Origin of the sequence: Fictibacillus barbaricus, from assembly GCF_031457135.1 — a bacterium.
Classification (GTDB): domain Bacteria; phylum Bacillota; class Bacilli; order Bacillales; family Fictibacillaceae; genus Fictibacillus; species Fictibacillus barbaricus_A.
The window spans coordinates 55,976-78,358 of sequence record NZ_JAVDWA010000008.1 but is presented as its reverse complement, the minus strand read 5'-3'; the positions used below and the strand labels follow the sequence as shown (position 1 = coordinate 78,358).

21 protein-coding genes and 1 riboswitch are annotated in these 22,383 nt (G+C 39.0%); of the genes, 2 read left to right on the top strand and 19 right to left on the bottom strand.

Annotation, left to right across the window (positions count from 1 at the left end; translation table 11 throughout):
• Window positions 1-66: 66 nt before the first annotated feature.
• Both J2X07_RS17300 and J2X07_RS17295 read right to left on the bottom strand, forming a co-directional pair.
• Complete coding sequence (locus tag J2X07_RS17300) at window positions 67-1,737, bottom strand: DAK2 domain-containing protein (RefSeq protein ID WP_310261608.1); 1,671 nt, start codon at window positions 1,735-1,737, stop codon at window positions 67-69.
• A 15-nt stretch (window positions 1,738-1,752) separates the two neighbouring features.
• Window positions 1,753-2,115 carry an Asp23/Gls24 family envelope stress response protein gene (locus tag J2X07_RS17295; protein ID WP_066240675.1) on the bottom strand — a complete coding sequence of 121 codons (363 nt, stop codon included), beginning with the start codon at window positions 2,113-2,115 and terminating at the stop codon, window positions 1,753-1,755.
• A gap of 233 nt (window positions 2,116-2,348) precedes the next feature.
• On the opposite strand from J2X07_RS17295, the gene rpmB reads away from it, so the two are divergent.
• Window positions 2,349-2,537: a 50S ribosomal protein L28 gene (gene rpmB / locus J2X07_RS17290; protein WP_066240673.1), complete on the top strand. Its 189-nt coding sequence runs from the start codon at window positions 2,349-2,351 to the stop codon at window positions 2,535-2,537.
• Between the two features lie 295 nt (window positions 2,538-2,832).
• Here the strand turns inward: rpmB and spoVM are convergent, their stop codons facing one another.
• From spoVM to J2X07_RS17205, 17 genes are all read right to left on the bottom strand, one after another.
• On the bottom strand, window positions 2,833-2,913 hold the full coding sequence (gene spoVM, locus J2X07_RS17285; protein ID WP_310261718.1) for a stage V sporulation protein SpoVM: 81 nt from the start codon (window positions 2,911-2,913) through the stop codon (window positions 2,833-2,835).
• A 109-nt stretch (window positions 2,914-3,022) separates the two neighbouring features.
• Window positions 3,023-3,670: a thiamine diphosphokinase gene (locus J2X07_RS17280; protein ID WP_310261605.1), complete on the bottom strand. Its 648-nt coding sequence runs from the start codon at window positions 3,668-3,670 to the stop codon at window positions 3,023-3,025.
• Window positions 3,667-4,236 carry an energy-coupled thiamine transporter ThiT gene (gene thiT / locus J2X07_RS17275; protein WP_310261602.1) on the bottom strand — a complete coding sequence of 190 codons (570 nt, stop codon included), beginning with the start codon at window positions 4,234-4,236 and terminating at the stop codon, window positions 3,667-3,669. The genes J2X07_RS17280 and thiT overlap by 4 nt, the downstream gene beginning before the upstream one ends.
• 77 nt (window positions 4,237-4,313) lie before the next feature.
• A riboswitch (TPP riboswitch) is annotated at window positions 4,314-4,421 on the bottom strand.
• A gap of 19 nt (window positions 4,422-4,440) precedes the next feature.
• Window positions 4,441-5,088 (bottom strand): ribulose-phosphate 3-epimerase, encoded by a 648-nt coding sequence (gene rpe, locus J2X07_RS17270; RefSeq protein WP_310261599.1) that lies wholly within the window; start codon window positions 5,086-5,088, stop codon window positions 4,441-4,443.
• On the bottom strand, window positions 5,089-5,973 hold the full coding sequence (gene rsgA, locus J2X07_RS17265; protein ID WP_310261596.1) for a ribosome small subunit-dependent GTPase A: 885 nt from the start codon (window positions 5,971-5,973) through the stop codon (window positions 5,089-5,091).
• Between the two features lie 23 nt (window positions 5,974-5,996).
• Complete coding sequence (gene pknB, locus J2X07_RS17260; RefSeq protein ID WP_310261592.1) at window positions 5,997-7,952, bottom strand: Stk1 family PASTA domain-containing Ser/Thr kinase; 1,956 nt, start codon at window positions 7,950-7,952, stop codon at window positions 5,997-5,999.
• Window positions 7,949-8,707: a Stp1/IreP family PP2C-type Ser/Thr phosphatase gene (locus tag J2X07_RS17255; RefSeq protein ID WP_310261589.1), complete on the bottom strand. Its 759-nt coding sequence runs from the start codon at window positions 8,705-8,707 to the stop codon at window positions 7,949-7,951. Before J2X07_RS17255 ends, pknB begins: the two co-directional genes overlap by 4 nt.
• Window positions 8,708-8,714: 7 nt before the next feature.
• Window positions 8,715-9,800 (bottom strand): 23S rRNA (adenine(2503)-C(2))-methyltransferase RlmN, encoded by a 1,086-nt coding sequence (gene rlmN / locus J2X07_RS17250; RefSeq protein WP_310261586.1) that lies wholly within the window; start codon window positions 9,798-9,800, stop codon window positions 8,715-8,717.
• Window positions 9,793-11,166 (bottom strand): 16S rRNA (cytosine(967)-C(5))-methyltransferase RsmB, encoded by a 1,374-nt coding sequence (gene rsmB / locus J2X07_RS17245; RefSeq protein WP_310261582.1) that lies wholly within the window; start codon window positions 11,164-11,166, stop codon window positions 9,793-9,795. The genes rlmN and rsmB overlap by 8 nt, the downstream gene beginning before the upstream one ends.
• Before the next feature lies 1 nt (window position 11,167).
• Entirely contained in the window at window positions 11,168-12,097 is a 930-nt protein-coding gene (gene fmt / locus J2X07_RS17240) for a methionyl-tRNA formyltransferase (protein ID WP_310261579.1), read from the bottom strand.
• Between the two features lie 6 nt (window positions 12,098-12,103).
• A complete protein-coding gene (gene def / locus J2X07_RS17235; RefSeq protein WP_310261576.1) occupies window positions 12,104-12,577 on the bottom strand; it encodes a peptide deformylase in 474 nt (157 codons plus the stop codon).
• 18 nt (window positions 12,578-12,595) lie between these two features.
• A complete protein-coding gene (gene priA, locus J2X07_RS17230; protein WP_310261575.1) occupies window positions 12,596-15,004 on the bottom strand; it encodes a primosomal protein N' in 2,409 nt (802 codons plus the stop codon).
• The gene (coaBC, locus tag J2X07_RS17225) at window positions 15,001-16,209 is read right to left on the bottom strand and encodes a bifunctional phosphopantothenoylcysteine decarboxylase/phosphopantothenate--cysteine ligase CoaBC (protein WP_396194531.1); all 1,209 of its coding nucleotides are present in this window, start codon (window positions 16,207-16,209) and stop codon (window positions 15,001-15,003) included. Before coaBC ends, priA begins: the two co-directional genes overlap by 4 nt.
• Before the next feature lie 140 nt (window positions 16,210-16,349).
• Entirely contained in the window at window positions 16,350-16,556 is a 207-nt protein-coding gene (gene rpoZ, locus J2X07_RS17220) for a DNA-directed RNA polymerase subunit omega (RefSeq protein ID WP_310261572.1), read from the bottom strand.
• Window positions 16,556-17,173, bottom strand: a complete 618-nt coding sequence (gene gmk, locus J2X07_RS17215) for a guanylate kinase (protein WP_310261570.1) — start codon at window positions 17,171-17,173, stop codon at window positions 16,556-16,558. The genes rpoZ and gmk overlap by 1 nt, the downstream gene beginning before the upstream one ends.
• 15 nt (window positions 17,174-17,188) lie before the next feature.
• Window positions 17,189-17,446, bottom strand: coding sequence for an extracellular matrix/biofilm regulator RemA (remA, locus tag J2X07_RS17210; RefSeq protein WP_066240628.1), 258 nt, complete (start codon window positions 17,444-17,446; stop codon window positions 17,189-17,191).
• 300 nt (window positions 17,447-17,746) lie between these two features.
• Window positions 17,747-20,410, bottom strand: a complete 2,664-nt coding sequence (locus J2X07_RS17205; protein ID WP_310261565.1) for a calcium-translocating P-type ATPase, SERCA-type — start codon at window positions 20,408-20,410, stop codon at window positions 17,747-17,749.
• A 97-nt stretch (window positions 20,411-20,507) separates the two neighbouring features.
• Between J2X07_RS17205 and J2X07_RS17200 the strand changes: the two genes are divergently transcribed.
• A complete protein-coding gene (locus J2X07_RS17200) occupies window positions 20,508-22,217 on the top strand; it encodes an Rqc2 family fibronectin-binding protein (RefSeq protein WP_310261561.1) in 1,710 nt (569 codons plus the stop codon).
• Window positions 22,218-22,383 lie beyond the last annotated feature (166 nt).

The window sequence follows — 22,383 nt, the reverse complement described above, 5'->3', positions numbered from 1 at the left end:
CAATAAAATAAGTATTCCCTCTTAACTTTATCATACTTTAAGTTTAAGAGAGAATACTTTTAGTTTTTATTCAACAGCCAAAATGAAAGAGTAAATCGGCTGTTTTCCATTATGAATTTCAGCTTCAGCATCAGGGAACTTTTCTTCAAGAAAATCTGCAATTTCCTGTGCTTCATCTTCAGAAGAATCTTCACCATATATAATCGTTACGATTTCTGAATCTTCATCCATCATTTTTTCTAAAAGCTCTTTTGTTACAGCCATTTTATCGGTTTTTGATGTAATGATCTTCCCTTCAGAAATACCCATGAAGTCGCCTTTTGCTATTTCAACACCATCTATTGACGTGTCTCGAACAGCATATGTCACTTGACCGGATTTCACACTGGAGATCGCATCATTCATTTTTTCTTCATTTTCCTTCAGATCTGCAGAAGGATTAAACGCCAGGATTGATGAGATTCCCTGTGGCACTGTCTTCGTTCTAATAATTACCACTTCTTCATCAACAACACTTGCAGCTTGTTCTGAAGCCATAATGATATTGCTGTTGTTCGGCAGAATGAAAATCTTTTCTGCGTTCACTTTTCGAATAGCACGAACGATATCTTCCGTACTCGGATTCATGGTTTGTCCGCCTTGAATGACAGATGCTCCCATTGAAGAAAACATTTCTTCAATTCCTTCACCCATGGCAACTGTTACAATCCCATACTCTTTCTTTTTCTCTGATTGAGTATAAGTTGGAATGATTGTATTTTCACTTTCTAAAATAGCAGAGTGCTGTTCACGCATGTTTTCAATTTTTATATTGATTAAGCTTCCATAACGATGAGCCAGTGTAAGCATATTGCCAGGCTGTTCAGTATGGATATGGACTTTAACCACATCTTCATCAGCAACAACAAGCAATGAATCACCGTGCTCGTTCAGTTCGTTTCTAAACGTATTCTCATCAAAAGGATTGTTTTTCAATTTAGCTGTTTCGAATTTCACCATGAACTCCGTGCAATATCCAAAATGAATATCTTCTGTTTTCATATGAACTTGAGCTTTATGGTGCTCAGCGTTAACAAGCTCGTTCATAGAAGCAGCATTCACGGATACCTTTGGCAGCTCTCTTCCTTCTAACACAGCTAAAAAGCCTTCATACACGGTTACAAGACCTTGTCCGCCTGAATCTACAACACCCACTTCTTTTAATACAGGTAGCAGATCAGGAGTGCGGTTTAATGAAGCTTTTGATTCTTTTAAAACTTCTTTCATTATATGAAGAATGTCGTCTGATTTTTTTGCTTCTTTTACCGCTTTTTTTGCAGCATCTTTAGCAACGGTTAAAATCGTTCCTTCAACAGGTTTCATTACGGCTTTATATGCCGTTTCCACACCTTTATCAAAAGCATTGGCAAACTCTGAAGCTGTAATTGTTTCTTTTCCTTCTACAGCTTTTGAAAAACCTCTGAAGAGCTGGGATAGGATAACACCTGAGTTTCCTCTGGCTCCCATTAATAATCCCTTTGCAAATGCATTGGCAATTACACCTACATGATTGTTCGAATTTTTCTCTACTTCTTTGGCACCTGATGTAATTGTCAAATTCATGTTTGTTCCTGTATCTCCATCTGGAACAGGGAAAACATTAAGTGCATCAACCATTGCTGCGTTTCTTGTTAAGTTTGCGGCTCCTTCAAGAACCATGTTAGCAAACTTTTTTCCGTCTAATACTTTTAAAGACACGAACCTTCCTCCTAACTAAGGGGTTGTCACCCTGACACCCTGAACATAGATATTAACTGAGTCAACTGCTAAACCAAGCATTTGATCCAGGGTGTATTTCACTTTGTTCTGAACATTGTGAGCCACTTCAGAAATCTTTGTTCCGTAACTAACGATGATATACATATCAATATGTACTTCATCTTCTTCTTGTCTGACAACGATCCCGCGGGAGAAATTTTCACGTCCTAAAAGCTCAGTTATCCCATCTTTCAATTGCTTTCTTGAAGCCATACCGACGATCCCATAACAGTCGATTGCTGCTCCGCCAGCTATTGTAGCAATTACTTCATTCGAAATATCAATTTGACCATAGGTTGTTTTCATTTCAATGGACATGCTTACATCCCCCTTTAGAATGTTAAATGGCTAACAAACATTGTACTATATATTGTCTTTTTTTGAAAGGACATCTACATTTCACACTATGTAAAAAGTATTGTCAAGGGAATTTACTTGAAAAAGAAAAATGAATGTGTTGCATTGCAACTTGAGTCATGCTAATATTATTTAGTATTTAACATACGATTGAATTGATGCAAAGCTTTTGCTATAAAGGAGGTTCACCTAATATGGCTCGTAAATGTTTTATTACCGGAAAAGGACCTAAAACAGGAAACAAGCGTTCTCACGCGATGAACAAATCAAAGAAAAGCTGGGGAGCTAATGTCCAAAAGGTTCGCATTCTTGTGGACGGAAAGCCTAAGCGCGTATATGTATCTGCTCGTGCACTTAAGTCTGGCAAAGTAGAACGCGTTTAATAAAAACAGCAGTTTAACTGCTGTTTTTTTCTTTGTCTAGAAGTTTGTTCTTGGAAGTAGTTGATTTTCGATCCAGGTTGCTCGCTTTCCCCGGGGCAGGAGGTGAGCCACATTTGGACGTTTCACTCTTAAGTGTCTCACTCGCCCGCCAGTCCCGCAGGAGTCTCGCACCTTCCACTACAATCAACTGTCAAAGAAGACTAAAAAGAGAGTTGTATGCAACAACCCTTTTTTTCAAAAGTTCTTTTAAATCAGCTAAACAAAAAAAGCGCCGATTCGGCGCTTTTTTTGTTTGTTATCCTTTTTTCATAGATCCTAAAATGGCTCGAACAAACCCTCCTAAAAATCTAGGTAGTTTAATGGTATAAAATTTCATCTTACCCCTCCTCCAGGCCCATAAAAAATGATAAGAGCTAACACATAATAATTATAATTTATTCCCCGTTTTATAAATGGTGCATCGGGGCCTGTTTTCCGTGATTAAATTAATCACGGCTCTTTACCATCATTATTATGCCTGAGTCAAAAGAATAAGTACCATTTTTATTTACAAGCTCATTTGATATACAGAGAGAAGATCCCATCTGCAGAGCTGCGTTTTGCAGGGGATACTTAAAGCCTCTTAATGTAATGCCTGAAACTTCTTCCTTATAAGCTATAAAAGATACATATGGATACCTTTCATCTTGAGTGATACGATATGTTCCAGGAGCGTGCAATGTTATTTCGTTATGCCTGTCAACCACTTTAACCGCCGTGTCTTTTTTTTCAAGACTATTAAATAAGAGTTGAAGATTTAAAAGCTCATGATCCAATCTCCCTCCAGTAGCTCCCAATAATAAGAGCTCATCAGGATTTTGATCCATTGCCCATAAAAAAGCAATCTCCATGTCTGTCTGATCTTTTTCTGACTGATACACATTCAAAGAAATACCTGACCTTATGATTGCTTCTTTTTCCACATCAGAAACAGAGTCAAAATCACCAAATGCATGTTTTGGATGGATTCCAGCTTCTAAAAGGACAAATGTTCCTCTGTCCACTCCAACCCAAATTATGTCTGATCCACTATCACAGCTATTTAAATCTGGTATTAAGAATGGGGGACCACCTGCAACAATTCTTATTTTCATACAGTGTGCTGAAGGCTTCTGCGCTCTGTATGCAATAATTTCGGTGCCGTGTTCGTTAACAAAATGACGACGATGCACGTAATAAAGAAAATGATGACCATAAATGAACCGTTATAAAAAATGGAGTAAAGCCATACGTTCATTTTCCCTGCATATTGGCTGAAGAAGATAACACCTGAGATTACATGAGATAAAAGACGCAAAGTACAGCCGAGAAAAATACCAGTAATCATCAACGCTGTTCTTTTCGCTGGTTTTTGTTTGATTGAAGGAGCAAACAACCCTGCTAATCCAGACAAGGCGAACGCGAGCGGGTAATCCAGTATAACTTGAGCAAAGTAATAGATTTGAGGATTAACAGCTAGTTGAAGCAATCCTACTAAGAGACCAGTAAAAACACCTGCTTTTACCCCTCTTCTAAAAGCCATAATGAAGATTGGAACCATCTCTAATGAAACAGATCCGCCTTGAGCCCATATTCCTGAAAACTTAATCAATCCTAAAATAAGTGAAAGTGCAGCCATAATTGATAATTCGGTCAAAAATAAAATTTTGCTGTTTTTCATTTCTTTTTCCCCCTTTTTATTGAGGAAAACAAAAAAGCAACCGGCATGTGAGCGCACGGTTGCTTTTCTTTACAAAAAGTCACACGACTCCACATTCCTACGCAGGTATTACCCAGCTTCAGGTTCAAAGGGTCGGGAGTACACTCCCCTCTCAGCCTTTGTAAAAGACTCCCCCTGTGGTTGCTTATTTATTTTCCAAAACCATTATACACCACGTATGGCGTTTATCGCATTCTTTAAATCATCTTTCCCATAAATAGCAGACCCAGCAACTAATACCGTTGCTCCTGCATCAATGCATAATGGTGCCGTTTCTGCATTAACACCGCCATCCACTTCGATTTCCACATCCAATTTATTTTCATCAATCAAGTTCCTTACTTCCTTAATTTTAGGTACAACATTCTTAATGAACGATTGTCCACCGAAACCTGGATTGACAGTCATGAGCAAGACCATATCTATATCATGAATAATATGTTTGATGGTATTTGCAGGCGTTGCCGGATTTAAAACTACACCTGCCTTCACTCCAGTCTTCTTGATCAATTGGATCGTTCTATGAAGATGTGGAGATGCTTCAACATGTACAGTAATCATATCAGCACCGGCATTAGCAAAAGCTTCGATATATTGATCAGGGTTTTCAATCATAAGATGTACATCTAATGGCAAATCAGTTAATGGACGTACAGCCTGAACCACAAGCGGCCCCAACGTAATATTCGGAACAAAATGCCCGTCCATCACATCGATATGAATATAATCCGCACCTGCTTGTTCTACTGCTTTTATTTCCTCCCCTAACTTTGAAAAGTCAGCCGATAAAATAGAAGGGGCTATTTTTATCATTTAGTACCTCCGTTTTTGATCCTTTATTTCTTGCAAAAAGCTTACATAGTGCTCATAGCGGAAATCAGGGATTTCTCCTGATTCCACTCCAGCTCTTATCGCACATTTCGGCTCAGATGTATGTGAACATCCACGGAATTTACAATCTCCTCGCCTTTCATTCATTTCTGGAAAAAACTTAGACAAATCTTCTGCCTCTATATTTAAGAAATCAAGAGAACTAAAACCAGGTGTATCTGCTACAAGTCCATTTCCGAACAAAATTAATTCCACATGACGCGTCGTATGTTTTCCACGCCCTAAATGACTGGAGATCTCATTTGTTTCTAGCATAAGCTCCGGATTGATCGCATTAAGTAAAGAAGATTTACCTACACCAGATTGGCCGGCAAAAACAGTCAATTTATCCTTAAACAGCGGATAGAACATCTCTAAACTATCATCTGTCTTTGTAGAAGTAGGAATTACTTCGTATCCTAAATCTCTATATTTTTCAATGTACATTTGAATCTTTTCATATTCAGACGTTTCTTCAACTAAGTCCATTTTAGAAACACAGATAACAGGTAAAATATCATTTGCTTCAATATGAACAAGAAATCTGTCTAATAACAAAGGACTAAAGTCAGGCTGCACTGCTGAAAAAACGAGAATGGCTTGATCAACGTTTGCGATAGGAGGCCGGACGAGTTCATTTTTTCGTTCCTTTACGTCCATTATATAACCGTCAGTTTTATTGCTGGACTCATATTCTACCCAGTCACCTACTAATGGATTTACTTTTCTTTTGCGGAAGTTTCCTCTTCCCCGGCATTGGAAAATTTGATCTTGATCCATAACATAGTAGAAACCCGCTAACGCTTTAACAATTCTTCCTTCAGTCATGCTTAATCACCATCGTCCCCTTCCTAAATATCATCGTACTTAATCGTTTCTGTCTGTTCTTGTTTATCATTGACAAACACTACATATGAAGCTGTTCCACCCTCAGCTACAGTCAATGGAAGTGTGTATTCCTTATTTTCAGTAATATCTTCTTCAACAAAAACTTTATTAGACGCATTTTTATCCGAATAGACAATTTTCACATGAAAAGGTTCTTTTTTTGGTTTCCCTTTTACTTTTACGTCTATTTTTTTAGTAGTCGTTCGATCTGGCGCCGTTTCTTGAGCTGGCGGCTCTGGAGGCGGCGGCGGTTCTGTTTCTTCTGGTCCTTTTGACAGGATCACACTGATCGTAGCGCCTTTTTCAACTTGAGTAAATGGAGAAGGATCTTGTGAAATTACATTTCCATTTTCTACAGTTTCCGAGAAGTCCTCTGAATATTCAACAAGAAGCCCTTCTCCTTTAGCATAGTTATCGACCTGTTCTTTCGTTAATCCACCTAGATTCATCACTTGAATGGTTGGTTTGCCCTTGCTGACGACCAATTCAACATCTGTTTCCGAAGGTGTATATTTGCCGTCTTTTCCAGGTCTTTGTGAAAGAACAGTCCCTTCTGGCTCAGTATCAGATTCTTCATAGGTAATATTGTAGTTGGTAAATCCTTTTTCATGCAGAAGCCCTTTAGCAGAATCTATATTCATTCCTTCTACATCAGGCATACTTTCTTTTTCAGGTCCTTTGGAAACTTGTAAAGTAACAATGCTCCGCTCTTTTACCTTTGTTTGTGGTGCTGGGTCTTGACGAATAACCTTACCGTCTTCTACTTCTTTATCAAATACTTCTTGGCGTTTTACATCCAAACCTTCAGCTTTTAGCTTATCAAAGGCATCTTCATATTCGTAGCCTGCCACATTGGGTACACTTACTTCCTTCAATTGAAAAATAGAAGGCAAAATGGTAACCGCAGCTACTCCTGCCCCGCCTAACAAAAGCAAGGTAAGGAGTATAATAAGCCACCATCTTTTTTTCTTCTTCTTTTTCCCTTTACCAGTTTCTTCATCAGCAGGCTGATCTGCAGGTACTGGCGGAATAATGGGTGTAATAAATTTCGTTTTCTCATCATCGTCTGATGTTTCGTTCCATTTTTGCTCATACATGCGATCTGGATCTAAAGCGGAATGCATATCATTTAACAGTTCTTGAGCACTGCTGTATCGATGCAAAGGATTTTTTGCCAGCGCTTTTAAAATAATGTTTTCGACACTTTGTGGAATTTCAGGATTCAACCTTCTTGGTTCAATCACATTTTCCTGCAAATGTTTAAGTGCAACTGATACAGGCGATTCACCTACGAATGGTACTCTTCCTGTAACCATCTCATATAAAACTGCACCAAACGAATAAATATCTGATTTCGCATTCGCGATTCCGCCTCGAGCCTGTTCAGGAGAGAAATAATGAACAGAACCTAAAATGGAATTGGTATGTGTAATCGTCGCAGAAGTAATGGCTAAAGCAATACCAAAATCAGTCAGCTTTGCTATTCCGTTTTCCGTTATTAGGATGTTATGAGGTTTAATATCACGGTGGATGATTCCGTGATCGTGAGCCACAGCCATCCCAGATCCTATTTGTTTCATAATGTGCAAGGATTCTTCAACAGAAAGCTTTCCGTGTTCTTTTATGTATTGTTTGAGTGTTTTCCCTTGCACATACTCCATCACGATAAAATAAATATCGTCATCTTCACCTACATCAAAAATACTTACAATATTCGGGTGGTCCAAACTCGTAGCTGACTCTGCTTCTCTCTTAAATCGTCTAATAAAATCTTCATCCTTATTAAACTCTGAACGCAGCACTTTTACAGCAACGTCTCTATCCAGAATTAAATCCTTTGCCCGATAAACAATGGCCATTCCGCCGTCACCAATTACTTCTAAAAGCTTGTAGCGGCCGCTGACTCTTTTTCCAATCATGTTCTTGCTTCCCCTTTTGCCTCTGTAACAGAACTATTTTGTATAAGGATAGCAGTTATATTGTCTTCTCCACCCGCATTTTTTGCCCATGTTATCAGCTTCTCTACTTTTTCACTGACCGTTTCATCCGAATTGTTCAATGCTTCTTCAATTCTCTTGAAAGAAACTTTATCAGATAATCCATCAGAACAAAGAAGAATGTAGTCACCCGCTTGCCATGAGATGACATTAAACTCAGGTTCCACCGTTTCATCCGTTCCAACTGCTTTCATAATCATGTTGCGTCTTGGGTGGATTTCCGCTTCATCTTCTGTGATCTGTCCGCTTTTCACTAATTCTTGAACGAGTGAATGATCATCCGTTACTCTTTTCAGAATGCCTTGTGAATATAAATAACAGCGGCTATCCCCAATATGTACTACAGTTGCCTCTTTATTTGTTCCCAAAGCAGCAACAATGGTCGTTCCCATTCCGCGTGTTTCAGGATTTTCTTGTGAAAATTGAAAAATGTGCTGGTTCGTATCCTTCAATACCGCTGTAATCCATTCTTTAATGTTTCCTAAGTTCTCTTCGAATTGTTCCCATGCGCCTTTAATACACTTCAAGGCTTCTTGACTGGCGATATCACCAGCTCTATGTCCGCCCATTCCATCAGCAATAACTGCAAGAAAGTGTTCACCTTTCGTGAACACTTCCCCGCTGTCTTCATTATGCTTCCTTACCATTCCAACATCTGTTTGAAAGGCAATTTGCATCTTCACGTCACCTCGTCTCTTCTTTACGTTCCTTCGCGCGCAGCTGACCGCATGCAGCGTCGATATCATGACCTTGTTCTCTTCTGATGGTGGCATTTATGCCTCTTGAGGTTAACGTCTCTAAGAACTTAAATATTTGTGCTTTCGGTGTTCGTACATAATCTCTTTCTGGTACATAGTTCACTGGAATCAAATTCACATGGCACTTAATATCAGAAATAAGATCGGCTAATTCATTTGCGCTTTCAACTGAGTCGTTTACTTTTCCAAATAATCCGTACTCAAATGTTACACGTCTGCCTGTTTTCTTTATATAGTAACGGATAGCATCCATTAGTTCGTTAAGTGGATACATACGGTTAACAGGCATCAAACGGCTTCTTGTTTCCGTATTTGCAGCGTGAAGTGAAATCGCAAAGTTGATTTGCATGCCTTCATCAGCAAACTTGTAAATGTAAGGGACTACACCACTCGTTGAGATCGTAATATGACGAGCTCCAATATTAAGACCTAAATCATGATTAACAATTTTCAAAAATGACATAAGGCCATCGTAATTGTCAAACGGTTCGCCAATTCCCATTACTACGATCGAACTGACTCTTTCATCAGTTTCATCTAATGCACGCTGTACTTGAAGTACCTGAGCAACAATTTCACCTGCTAAAAGGTTTCGCTTTAAACCGCCTAATGTAGAAGCGCAGAACGTACACCCTAGACGGCATCCTACTTGAGTTGTTACGCAAATACTATTTCCGTATTCATGTCTCATCAGAACCGTTTCAATTGAATAGCCGTCCTGAAGTTCAAATAAGAACTTAATTGTTCCATCTGAAGATTCCTGTCTGATCACTTCTTTAAGAGGTTTGATGTAATAATCTTTTTCTAGTTTTTCGCGCAAGCCTAACGGCAAGTTTGTCATCTCCTCAAAAGAAGACACACGTTTTTTATAAAGCCATTCAAAAATTTGCTTTCCTCTAAATTTAGGCTCTCTAATATCAGTCAGCCATGATTCAAGTTCGTGCAGTTCTAACGAATAAATGGAAGGTTTAATATTTGGCTTTGTTTGTTTATCTGTTAAAGGTTTAAGCATGTTTCTCACCACCTGTTGATTTTTTTCTGTAAGCCGCGATATAAAATCCGTCACTATTAAAATAGTGCGGCATAATTTGCAGATCCGATCTTTCTTCTATTATAAATGGTTTCACGTTTTCTGGCATCTTTTCAGAGAAGTGGGGATCCCACTCAAATTCTGGGTGCTCGGACAAGAACCATTCTGACACTTCAGCATTCTCTTCTTTATCAACTGTACAAGTGCTATAAACAAGAATTCCTTCTGGCTTCACCATCTGTGAAGCAGAATGTAGAATATCTTTTTGAATACTTGTAAGTCTCTTTACATCTTGCTCCGTTTTCGCCCACTTTAAGTCAGGCTTTTTTCGGATTACTCCAAAACCGCTGCACGGAGCATCTACAAGAACTCTGTCAAAAGATTCAGTTTCAAATTCTTCTTTTACTTTTCTTGCGTCCAATGTTCTGGCATCTATATTGTTTAAGCCTAATCTCTCTGCCTGTTTCTTGATTAACTCTATTTTATGCTGATGCAGATCAAGGGAAACGACTCTGCCTTCACCTTTCATCATTTCAGCTAAATGCGTGGATTTTCCACCTGGTGCTGCACATGCATCAAGGACAATTTCTCCGGGTTTTGCACCTACTGCTCTTGCAACAAGCATTGAGCTCTCATCCTGAATGGTAACTAAACCTTCTTTATATGCTTTAGAATTAGGAAGATAGCCGTTTTTTATTACAATTCCCTCAGAAGACAATTCTCCTTCAGCAGCTGTTATTCCTTCTTCATTCAATTCATCCAAAACTGCTGTTCGACTGCTCAGCATCGTATTGATTCTCGCTGTTACTGGAGCTGGGATCAGATTTGACTCCGCCATTTTTTCGGCATTTTCTGCACCGAACTGGCTGCTCCAACGCTGATAAAGCCAAAAGGGCATGCTGTATTTTAATGCTTCTTTTTCAGCACTATTGCCTAGTTTTTCATCCATAGCATCAGTACCTTCTCTTTGCAGTTTGCGAAGTATGCCATTCACCATTCCAGCTAACCCTTGGTGCCCTTTATATTTAGCGATTTCAACCGCTTCATGAATGATGGCGTGATCCGGAACACGATCCATGTACAGCATCTGAAAAATGGATAAACGCAGCAAACTAAGTACCCATCGGTCTTTTTTCTTAATCGGCTTGTTTAATAGCTGCTCCAAGTAAAAATCTATCGTATTTTTACGCTGTATCGTTCCATAAACGATACTTGTCAAAAGCGCTTTGTCTTTTTCATTTACGTCAGCTTTTTGCAGAGCCTGATTCAACTGCAGGTTACTGTATGCTTGATTCTGTTCTACTTTTACTAATACCTCTAGAGCAATCGCTCTTAGATTGTCACTCAAATTATTCACCTAATTTCAACCCTAATTCAACATTTGTACCTTTTAAAAAGTCCAATGCAGACATTCTTTTCTTACCTGATAATTGCAAATCTGTAATGACAATACTTGTTTCGTCGCCTGTTGCGATCTGCAGTCCGTTTTCAACGACGTCAATAATCGTTCCTGGTTCAGCCTCTTTTACTGCTGGTGTTTTTTCGCCCCACCAAACTTTCAATGGCTGGCCATTAAAGGAAGTATACGCGACTGGCCAAGGATGAAGTCCGCGGATATGGTTATATATCTTACTGCCTGATAATGTCCAATCGATTTTCTCTTGTTCTCTTGTAATATTCCATGCGAACGTTACTTCGTCTGGATTTTGCGGAATTGGTATGAGCTTATCATTAACAAGTAAAGGTATTGTTTCAGATAATAATTTCGCACCTGCAGCACTTAATTTGTCATGCAAAGAACCTACATGATCTTTTTCATTGATTGGAACCTCAACTTGAGTAAGTATATCACCCGCATCTAATTTTTCAACCATGTACATGATGGTAATGCCGGTCTTGTTATTGCCATCGATAATACTCTTATGAATCGGTGCTCCGCCTCTGTATTTTGGTAAAAGAGAGGCATGGACATTGATACATCCAAATTTCGGTGCTTCTAATATCGCGGAAGGCAAAATTTGACCATATGCAGCTGTGACGATCAAATCTGGCTGCAGTGCTATAATCTCTTCATAGTCTTCACGCAGTTTTATTGGCTGATACACTTTGATTCCGTGTTTTAATGCTTCTACTTTAACAGGCGTTTGTTTGATTTCCTTTTTTCTTCCGACAGGCTTGTCCGGCTGAGTCACAACTCCTGCCACCTCATAACCGTCTTCAACTAATTGACGAAGTACAGGAACTGAAAAGTCGGGTGTGCCCATAAATACGATTTTCATTGTATCCTATCCTTCCAATTCTTCTTTTTCGTAATAAGAAATCACTTTAGAAGTAAACAGCACTCCATGAAGGTGATCGATTTCATGCAACAATGCACGCGCGAGAAAACCGTCTGCTTTAAGTGTAAACTCTTTGCCTTGAGCATTTTGTGCTTTGACAGTCACATTTAAAGGCCGTTCAACGTCTCCGAATAATCCTGGAAAACTTAAACACCCTTCTGGTCCTGTCTGAGTTCCTGAAGCTGCTAATACTTCTGGGTTAATTAATACGATCTGATCCGAATCATCCCCGACATCCACTACAGCAATTTGTTTTGGTATACCGATTTGAGGAGCGGCTAATCCAACTCCATCAGCATCATACATCGTATCAAACATGTCTTTGATTAACGTTTTTAATTGTTTATCGAACACCGTAACTTTTTCACACTTTGTTTCTAAAACGGGATTTGGAAACTCTACTATTTTACGAATGGTCATATTTTCTCCTTATCACTATTACATTAAAGTTTGCGCATTTAATTCTGCTGTAATCTGCAGATCTTTCATGCTTTTATCTTTTTGAAAATGAAAAATTATCTCTTCAAACCAATTTCCGAGCTCTGGTTCATTTTTGTATTTTATCATGACCTGATACCGATATCTATCCTTGATACGGGCTATAGGAGAAGTTACTGGACCGAGCATGATACTTTGTTCTGACAGCCGGCTGGATAAAAAGCTTGCTGCTTTTTCGCTTGCATCTACAGCTTGCATCAGATCTGGATGGCTGAATGTTAACAACCCCAAATAGAAAAAAGGGGGATATTGATGCAGCTTTCTTGTTTTCATTTCATAATCGTAAAATGAGTGATAATCATGCTGAGATGCCAGCTGAATACTATAATGCTCTGTATCATAACCTTGGATGATTACTTTTCCTTCAAGTTCATGTCTTCCTGCCCGGCCGCTGACTTGTGTTAATAATTGAAATGTTTTTTCAGATGCTCTGAAATCAGGAAGATGAAGCATCGTATCAGCTGCTAGTATGCCCACGAGCGTCACTTTCGGGAAATCCAAACCCTTGGCGATCATTTGTGTGCCCAGCAATATGTCTGCCTCTTCCTTTTCAAATGCTGTTAATAAACGTTCATGGCTTCCTTTTTTTGAAGTTGTATCAACATCCATCCTGATTACACGGGCTTCAGGCAGAACTTTAGCGAGTTCTTCTTCTACCTTTTGTGTCCCAGTTCCGAAAAAGCGAATATGTTCACTTGCACAAGAAGGACAAGCAGAAGGGATGGTCTCTTGATATCCGCAATAATGACACTTTAATGCTGCATTCCTTTTATGGTAAGTAAGAGAAATATCACAATGCGGACATTCTGCTACATACCCGCAATCCCGGCATAAAATAAAAGAAGCATACCCTCTCCGGTTTAAAAATAAAACGGTTTGTTCACGCTTTTTTAACCCATCTTTCATCATTTCCATAAGATCATTTGAAAACATGGAACGATTGCCGCTTTTTAATTCTTCTCTCATATCCACGATTTTTACTTCAGGCATTGGATTAGAATGCACGCGTGATTTTAATTCAGAAAGTATATACCGCCCTTTTTTTGCACGTGCATAGGCCTCTAACGAAGGCGTTGCACTTCCTAGCACGATTGGACATGAATGATACTTCCCTCTCCAAATAGAAACGTCCCTTGCATGATAACGTGGATGGTCTTCTTGTTTATAACTGGATTCATGTTCTTCGTCTATTATGACGATTCCCAAATTTGTAAAAGGAGCAAACGCTGCTGAACGTGCACCTACGACTACGGATACTTCTTTTCTAAGAATTTTCCGCCACTCGTCATATTTTTCACCCACCGATAAACCGCTATGCAATACAGCTACTCTGCTTCCAAAACGTCCTTTAAAACGATTTACCATCATCGGTGTAAGAGAGATCTCTGGAACTAGACAAATGGCTTCTTTACCTTTATCCAACACAGCCTGAATCGATTGAAGATAGACCTCCGTTTTTCCGCTTCCTGTAACTCCATGCACAAGAATGGTGTCATGTTGATCATTTTCTATGGAGTTTAAAATCGGCTTTATGGCATCCAATTGGTTATCCGTTAACGGCAGTGGTTCTGATTGTTTGATATTTCTTCCTTTATACGGATCCCGATATACTTCTTTTTCTTCAATTTGGACAATACCTTTTTTGGCGAGTGCTTGCACAGTAGGAAGAGATGCTCCAGTCTCGACTAATATGTCCTGCATCAAATAATCACCAGGAGGCCGATAAAGTAATTCAGATAATACTGCTCTTTGTTTTTCTGCTTTTTTTTGGTTTTCCTTCAGTAATTCTGCTGCTAACTCTTTATTTAAGATCGAGACAAATTTTACTTTCTTTTTATTCGCCTTATCTTTTACTTTATATATCACATCTAAAGTTCCCGATTTAACAAGTGATAGATATTCATTCAGCTGATCAGGAAATTCTTTCATGACTTCATTAAAACTTAACTCTCCATGTCTTGGAAAAGAAACAGCTAAATGTTCAGGAAGGTTTTCCTGCTTCAGCACCACAAAAAACTTTTCGTATGTGGCTTTCATTGCCGCTGGCAGCATCGCTTGGTAGGTTGTAATGTAAAAACTCAGCGTATGTCCAGCGAGCCATTGACCAAGCTCGATCAGTTCAGATGTCAAAACTGGCAGTGGGTCTAAAATCTCGATGATATTTTTTAACCCTTTAACATCTGAAGAATTCTTTAACTCTAATATGAAACCTTGCAGTTTTCGAGGTCCAAATGGCACGATGACCCTCATGCCTGGCTCTGCCCATTTCTCCCACTGTTCTGGAACTTTGTAATCGAATGTTTTATTCACACTTCCTGAAGGAACATCAACTACGATTGCTGCAATCATCGTTTCATCAAATCCAGCACTTGTTCTAAAATTTCTTCGGCTGCCTTCTCTTTAGAAAGAATTGGCAAAGTACGTTTTGAACCATCTTTCTTAATCATAATGATTTCATTCGTATCACTTCCGAAACCGGATCCTTCTTTTGATACATCATTGCCAATAACCATGTCTAAATTTTTTCTTTCTAATTTATCCTGGGCATAACTCTCTAAATTTTCTGTTTCTGCCGCAAAACCTACTAGAATCTGATTTTCCTTTTTCTCGCCTAACGTCTTTAAAATATCATCTGTCTTTTTTAATTCAATGGTCCATGTATCATTTTTTTTCTTAAATTTGTTTTCAAAAACAGATACCGGTGTATAATCAGCTACAGCTGCACATTTAATGACGATATCTTGGCTGTTGTAATGAGAAAGAACTTTGTCGTACATCTCTCTAGCTGAGATTACATTTTCAACTTTGATTCCAGAAGGGGGCTGTAATGAGGTTGGTCCTGATACAAGAGTAACCTCTGCACCCCATTTTTTAGCTGCTGCTGCGATTGCATAACCCATTTTCCCCGATGAATGGTTTGTAAAATAACGAACAGGATCCAGTTCTTCTCTCGTTGGACCTGCCGTTACTAACAATTTCTTTCCTGCAAGAGGCAAATCTTGCTTTTTATCTGTTTCAGCAAAATAAGCGTGAACAACTTCTATCAGTTCTTCAGGTTCAGCGAGCCTTCCTTTTCCGACCCATCCACATGCAAGCAATCCTTCATTTGGCTCGATAAAACGGTATCCGAAACTTGCGAGAGTTTCCATATTCTTAGTTACAGCAGGATGATTAAACATATTTACATTCATCGCCGGTGCTACAAACACGTCAGCTTTCGTCGCCATTAAAGTAGTTGTCAGCATATCATCTGCGATTCCGTTCGCAAGTTTTCCAATTATATTTGCTGTAGCAGGAGCAATTAACACAAGGTCTGCCCAATCTGCTATATCTATGTGACTGACAACTGAAGGGTTTTTTTCTTCAAATGTGTCGGTGTAGACATCTTGTCTCGTTAAAGTTTGAAAGGTTAATGGTGTGATAAACTTTTGAGCAGATTCAGTAAGAATAACTTTTACATCATATCCGCCTTGATATAATCTGCTTGCAACAGTCGCTGCCTTATATGCAGCTATTCCGCCCGATACGGCAAGCAATACTTTCTTTTTTTCCATAATAAACCCCTTCCTCCGCTCATTTCCTATACAATTCACATCTATTTTACAGCATTTATTTCTTTTAAAAAACTTTATTGGTTTTTAGAACAAAAAAATAACAACCTTTTTTCAAGGTTGTATATTTTTCACTGCTATTATTAGTCTTTTTCGATTTCGCCGACCGGTGTTAAAATACCAGATTGAATTTCTTCCAGTGCTTTCCCGACAAATTTGTGTGAAACTGGCTTTGCAATTTGCTGGTTACTGTACTTTTGGATTTCTCTCGCACGTTTTGAACTTAAAGTTACAAGAGAATATTTTGAATCAATGATTTCCATAAGAGAATCAATGGATGGATATAGCATTATTCGTCAGCTCCTAAAATTCTTTGATATTTTGGCCGCACTCGGTCTACACGACAATGTTCTGTAGTTATAATGGCTTTAATTCTATTACAAGCAGACTCAATCTCATCGTTCACTACAGAATAGTGATAATGCTGCATGAGTTCGATCTCTTCTTTTGCAACAGTCATTCGATTGTTGACGATGTCTTCGGTTTCTGTCCCTCGCCCAACAATGCGATTTCTTAACTCTGCAAGACTTGGAGGAGTTAAAAAGATAAAGACACCTTCTGGAAAGATATTTTTAACTTGAAGTGCGCCTTGAACTTCAATCTCTAAAATAACATCCTTGCCTTCATCGAGTGTTTGGTTTACATATTCAATCGGTGTTCCATAATAATTACCCACGTATTCTGCCCACTCTAGCAGTTCTTTATTTTCTATCATGCGTAAAAACTCTTCTTTTGTTTTGAAGAAGTATTCTACCCCATGTTGTTCGCCTTCACGCGGCTGCCTAGTTGTGGCTGAAACTGAGTATTGAATGTCTAGCTTTTGTGCTCTTAATGCTTTACAAACAGTACCCTTCCCTACACCAGACGGTCCGGAAAGCACAAACAGAATGCCTCTTTCTTTTTCCATAAAAACCTCCAAAACCTAACTTTCTTCTGAGCCTTCGTCAACCGACATCAGTCTATGAGCTACAGTTTCTGGCTGCACAGCCGACAAAATGACATGATCACTGTCGGTCACAACAACCGCTCTTGTTCTACGGCCGTATGTAGCATCAATCAGCATATTTTTTTCTCTGGCGACCGTAATTAACCTTTTGATCGGTGCAGATTCTGGACTTACTACCGCAATGATACGGTGAGCAGCAACAATATTTCCGTACCCAATATTAATTAATTTCATCTCTAAACGCCCCTAACCTGCTACTATTCTAGCCAAATGGAATAACGGGTCATACGCTAATTATACGATATTGTGAAAAACTGTACACATGTTCCTATATTTTAGCACAGAACTCCTAGAATCTAAACCTATTTTGATTATCTTTTTGAAAACCATAAGACGAATTTGATAGGTTATTCCCAATATGAAGAATGAAGGATGCAGTTTCAGGGATAAGATGGAAATAGTAAATAACAGAAAAACACTGCTTAAAAAAAGCCACTTCAAAAAGTTAAACTTTTGAAGCAGCCTCTCCTACTATCAAATTTTATCGCGTTTAAATAATTGAAATCCAGCAAGAGCAAAAGATGGTATGGATGCCATTCCTAGAACCAGCAGCCATTGCCGCAAGCTTAAGGCGACCGTGTGGAAGATATCTTGCAATGGCTGAACATACATAACGACCAACAGCAAAAGTACGGACGAAATAACGGCTAGTACGAGATACCCATTTTGCAGCGGATTGCGATGGAATACAGAATGTTCGCTTCGGCAGTCAAAAACGTGAATCAGCTGAGCCATGACAAGTGTCGCAAAGGCAACTGACTGCGCAACGATCAATTGGTCAGGATTCTCTTTTAAAGTGACCCAAAACGCTAAAATGGTAGCAGCACCAATCAAGAAACCGCGTGAGATGATCTTCCATCCCAGTCCTCTCGAGAAAACTCCCTCTTTCGCTTGCCGAGGTCTTCTTCTCATCACATCTTCTTCTGCTTGGTCAACACCAAGTGCCATTGCCGGCAAACCATCTGTTACAAGATTAACCCAAAGAATTTGAATCGGAACGAGTGGAAGCGGCAATGCCATAATCATCGCAAAAAGCATGACAAGAATCTCTCCGACATTTGAAGCTAATAAATAACGGATAAACTTACGGATGTTTTCGTAAATATTTCTTCCCTCTTCAATGGCAGAGCGTATTGTAGCAAAATTATCATCGCCAAGCACGAGAGAGGATGCTTCTTTGGCTACATCTGTTCCTGTGATTCCCATTGCTATCCCGATATTTGCAGATTTAATGGCAGGTGCATCATTTACACCGTCACCAGTCATCGCTACAACATGTCCCCTGCGCTGCAGTGATTTTACAATTTTCAGCTTATGTTCAGGTGAAACTCTTGCATATACATAAACGTTTTCAGAGATTTTATCGAGTTCATCATCGTTAAGCTGTGCTAATTCTGCACCTTCCATCACTCTTCCACCTTCAGGAAGCATGTTTAACTTTTTCGCAATACTTGCTGCTGTCACGACATGATCTCCGGTAATCATTATCGTTTTGATACCGGCAGTATGACAATCCCTTATACTTTGCTCCACTTCGGGACGCGGCGGATCCATCATGCCTTGCAGTCCAATGAACGTAAGACTTCTTTCAGCGAATGCTGCTTGCTCATAATACTCGTCTTCTTTTAATGGTCTTACTGCAACGGCAATGGTTCGAAGCGCCTGACTTCCTAAAGCATATATTGCTTCCTTAATTCGTTCTTTATGGGATTGTTTGATCAGCTGTTTCTTTTCATCCCAAACGATATAATCGCTTTTTTCCAGTAAAACATCTGGTGCTCCTTTTACGACAAGCATCTTATTGCCTTCCGAATCCTGGACGACCACGCTCATCATCTTTCTCGAGGAATCAAAAGGAAATTCATGCTCTACTGAAAATTGTTCGCGCAGCGACTCTTTTGTTATTCCCGCTTTATAAGCACTTACTAATAAGGCCGTTTCAGTTGGATCACCGACTTCTATGAGTGACCCTTTTTTTCCTTCTTCTAATGAAGAGTTGTTACACAGTGCACCAAATGCTAGTACTTCTGTCAGTACGTGTTCGCGTGATGAATCTCCGCCTGTAGAACTTTCAAACCCATCTTCACTTACATTCCATTGGTTTCCTTGTGCCCAAATCCGTGTAACAGTCATCTTATTTTGTGTCAGTGTCCCTGTTTTATCAGAGCAAATGACCGTTGCACATCCGAGTGTTTCAACAGAAGGAAGCTTTCTGACAATCGCTCTTTTCCTTATCATTTTTTGAACCCCAAGAGCAAGTGCAATTGTAACTATAGCAGGCAATCCTTCTGGTATCGCCGCAACAGCTAATGATACGCCAGCTAGAATCATGCTGTAAAGATCGTGACCTTGCATAACTCCGGCGATTACCACCATTACCGTTAATAATAAGGATAAGGCGATCAAAATTTTTCCTAACTGTTCTAACTTCATTTGGAGAGGTGTTGCCATGTTTTCTGCCGTTTGTATTAAGTGAGCAATCTTCCCCATCTCTGTTCCCATTCCCGTCGCGATTACAATTCCTTCACCAGCACCTCTAGTTACCATCGTGCCCATAAAAGCCATGTTGTCCTGATCACCAAGAGGCAGTTCATCTCCGTTAAGTTCACGATTGTGCTTTTGAGAAGGTACAGATTCACCAGTCAGAGCCGATTCTTCAATTTGTAAGCCTGATGTTTTCAGCAACCGGATATCTGCACCCACTCGATCACCACTCGAGATTTTAATCACATCACCTTTTACAACCTCTTTTGCAGGTATCGAAACCCATCGTCCTTCTCTTAATGCATGTGCTGTCGGAGCTGACAGTTCCTTTAATGAAGCTAGTGATTTTTCTGCTTTCCGTTCTTGGATAAACCCGAGGACACCATTCATCACAACGATAAGGATGATTGCGATCGCATCCAAATATTCTCCTAAAAAACCTGACAACAAAGTTGCTGCTAAAAGCACAAGTACCATAAAATCTTTAAACTGGGCCAAGAACATTAAAATCGCTGAAGGTTTATCTCCTTCTTCAAGCTGGTTAGGACCATCTTGCTTCAAACGTTTTTCCTGCTCATTCTTCGTTAACCCTTCGCTCAACCTGCTGTTGAGAATTGATTCAATTTCGTGTTGCGGCAGCTGGTACCAATTCATAGCTTCCACCTCTATTAAGATTAGTTAAAGCCATTTATATGCAGGCATGTCCGTAAAAATGCTATACTATGTATCAGAAATAAGAGGTGAATCAATCATGAGTTTTGATGGAATAATGACACGAGCAGTAGCTAAACAATTACAAGAAACATTGACATCTGGAAGAATTTCGAAAGTTTATCAGCCTCATAAAACGGATCTTGTTTTCACGATTCGTGCGAATGGAAAAAATCATAAATTATTATTATCAGCAAATCCATCATTCGCCAGAATTCATTTAACAGAACATCAATACGAAAATCCAGACACACCGCCTATGTTTTGTATGCTGTTAAGAAAACATTTGGAAAGTGCATTCATAGAATCCATTGAGCAGCTTGAAATGGAGAGAATCATCAAAATCACTGTAAAAAACAGAGATGAAATTGGAGACGAGACTACTAAAGTTCTTTACGTCGAGATTATGGGGAGACATAGCAATATTATTTTAACCGATGAAAGATCAGGCAAGATCATAGACAGCATCAAGCATGTACCTAGTTTTCAAAACCGTCATCGGACGATATTACCTGGTTTCGCTTACGTTCTCCCTCCAGCACAAGAAAAAGTAAATCCATTTTCTATTCATACAAAAGAAGAATTTATTAATAAGCTTAATTGGAACGAAGGAAAATTAGACAAGCAGATCGTATCCACTTTCAGCGGGCTTTCTCCTCTTATCGCAAAAGAAATCGTGAGCCGGGCAGGGCTTTCAATAAAAGAGAAAATAGCAGAATCTTTTCTTTCTGTTATCACTCAGCTGGCCGATCATCGTTATGAACCGCAGATGATTACGAAGGATACGAAAGAATACTTTTCTATCATTGATTTAAATCATGTATCAGGAGAAGTAAGAAAGTTTGAAGACGTTAGCCGTTTGCTCGACAAGTTTTATTATGGCAAAGCAGATCGTGACCGCATTAAGCAGCAAGCAAACGATCTAGAAAAGTATCTGTCTAATGAATATGATAAAATCGCAAAAAAAATCGGAAAACTGAAAAAAGAATTGAAGCAAACCGTAAACGCGGAAGAATTTCAAAGAAAAGGGGAACTTTTAACTGCTTATATGTATTTAGCTAAAAAAGGGGACACAGAAATAGAAGTTGAAGACTATTTTCAAGAAGGTCAGCCTCTCATAAAAATAGATCTCGATCCCCTTAAAAATCCTGCGGATAATGCACAAACCTATTTTAAAAAATATGCAAAGCTTAAAAAATCTGTTTCGATCATTAAAGAACAAATCGAAAAATCAGAAGAAGAACTGCTTTACTTTGAACGCCTAATCGTTCAAATGGATTCGGCGTCCATGAAAGATGTTGAAGAAATTCGCGAAGAGCTTAGTGAGGGCGGATATTTAAAACATAGACAGTCCAAACAAAAGAAAAAACAAAAATCAATTCCAAAACCTGAACGTTTTATTTCAACAGATGGGACAGAGATACTTGTTGGCAAGAATAACAAACAAAATGACTATTTGACTTTTAAATTGTCTAGATCTAACGAGACATGGCTTCATACGAAAGATATCCCTGGTTCACATGTTGTGATCAAGTCGGATTCACCGAGTGAAACGGCACTGAAGGAAGCAGCTGTCTTAGCTGGATTCTATAGTAAAGCGAAAAACTCCAGTTCAGTCCCTGTAGACTTCACATTGATTAAACATGTAAAAAAGCCAAATGGTTCAAAACCCGGTTTTGTTATTTATGACAATCAACAGACCCTCTATGTTACTCCAGATGAGGATGTTGTGTGGAGACTGAAGAAATAAAAGATACATGAATTAAGTTATGAGAACCGTGGATTTTTTGAGATTCACAGTGAAATTAATGAAATGGAACGAATTTCAGCTCAAATCATCATTTATTTCCGAATTAATAATTTATCTTAAAAAACACGGTATATAGTAAACAAAAAAAGCGACTCTAAAGTGTAAA

What these genes read in the sequence shown, in the direction of transcription:
- J2X07_RS17295 (WP_066240675.1), bottom strand. Translation starts at nt 2,115, where the DNA reads ATGTCCATTGAAATGAAAACAACCTATGGTCAAATTGATATTTCGAAT.
- rpmB (WP_066240673.1), top strand. Translation starts at nt 2,349, where the DNA reads ATGGCTCGTAAATGTTTTATTACCGGAAAAGGACCTAAAACAGGAAAC.
- spoVM (WP_310261718.1), bottom strand. Translation starts at nt 2,913, where the DNA reads ATGAAATTTTATACCATTAAACTACCTAGATTTTTAGGAGGGTTTGTT.
- J2X07_RS17280 (WP_310261605.1), bottom strand. Translation starts at nt 3,670, where the DNA reads ATGAAAATAAGAATTGTTGCAGGTGGTCCCCCATTCTTAATACCAGAT.
- thiT (WP_310261602.1), bottom strand. Translation starts at nt 4,236, where the DNA reads ATGAAAAACAGCAAAATTTTATTTTTGACCGAATTATCAATTATGGCT.
- rpe (WP_310261599.1), bottom strand. Translation starts at nt 5,088, where the DNA reads ATGATAAAAATAGCCCCTTCTATTTTATCGGCTGACTTTTCAAAGTTA.
- rsgA (WP_310261596.1), bottom strand. Translation starts at nt 5,973, where the DNA reads ATGACTGAAGGAAGAATTGTTAAAGCGTTAGCGGGTTTCTACTATGTT.
- pknB (WP_310261592.1), bottom strand. Translation starts at nt 7,952, where the DNA reads ATGATTGGAAAAAGAGTCAGCGGCCGCTACAAGCTTTTAGAAGTAATT.
- J2X07_RS17255 (WP_310261589.1), bottom strand. Translation starts at nt 8,707, where the DNA reads ATGCAAATTGCCTTTCAAACAGATGTTGGAATGGTAAGGAAGCATAAT.
- rlmN (WP_310261586.1), bottom strand. Translation starts at nt 9,800, where the DNA reads ATGCTTAAACCTTTAACAGATAAACAAACAAAGCCAAATATTAAACCT.
- fmt (WP_310261579.1), bottom strand. Translation starts at nt 12,097, where the DNA reads ATGAAAATCGTATTTATGGGCACACCCGACTTTTCAGTTCCTGTACTT.
- def (WP_310261576.1), bottom strand. Translation starts at nt 12,577, where the DNA reads ATGACCATTCGTAAAATAGTAGAGTTTCCAAATCCCGTTTTAGAAACA.
- priA (WP_310261575.1), bottom strand. Translation starts at nt 15,004, where the DNA reads ATGATTGCAGCAATCGTAGTTGATGTTCCTTCAGGAAGTGTGAATAAA.
- coaBC (WP_396194531.1), bottom strand. Translation starts at nt 16,209, where the DNA reads ATGGAAAAAAAGAAAGTATTGCTTGCCGTATCGGGCGGAATAGCTGCA.
- rpoZ (WP_310261572.1), bottom strand. Translation starts at nt 16,556, where the DNA reads ATGCTATATCCATCCATTGATTCTCTTATGGAAATCATTGATTCAAAA.
- gmk (WP_310261570.1), bottom strand. Translation starts at nt 17,173, where the DNA reads ATGGAAAAAGAAAGAGGCATTCTGTTTGTGCTTTCCGGACCGTCTGGT.
- remA (WP_066240628.1), bottom strand. Translation starts at nt 17,446, where the DNA reads ATGAAATTAATTAATATTGGGTACGGAAATATTGTTGCTGCTCACCGT.
- J2X07_RS17205 (WP_310261565.1), bottom strand. Translation starts at nt 20,410, where the DNA reads ATGAATTGGTACCAGCTGCCGCAACACGAAATTGAATCAATTCTCAAC.
- J2X07_RS17200 (WP_310261561.1), top strand. Translation starts at nt 20,508, where the DNA reads ATGAGTTTTGATGGAATAATGACACGAGCAGTAGCTAAACAATTACAA.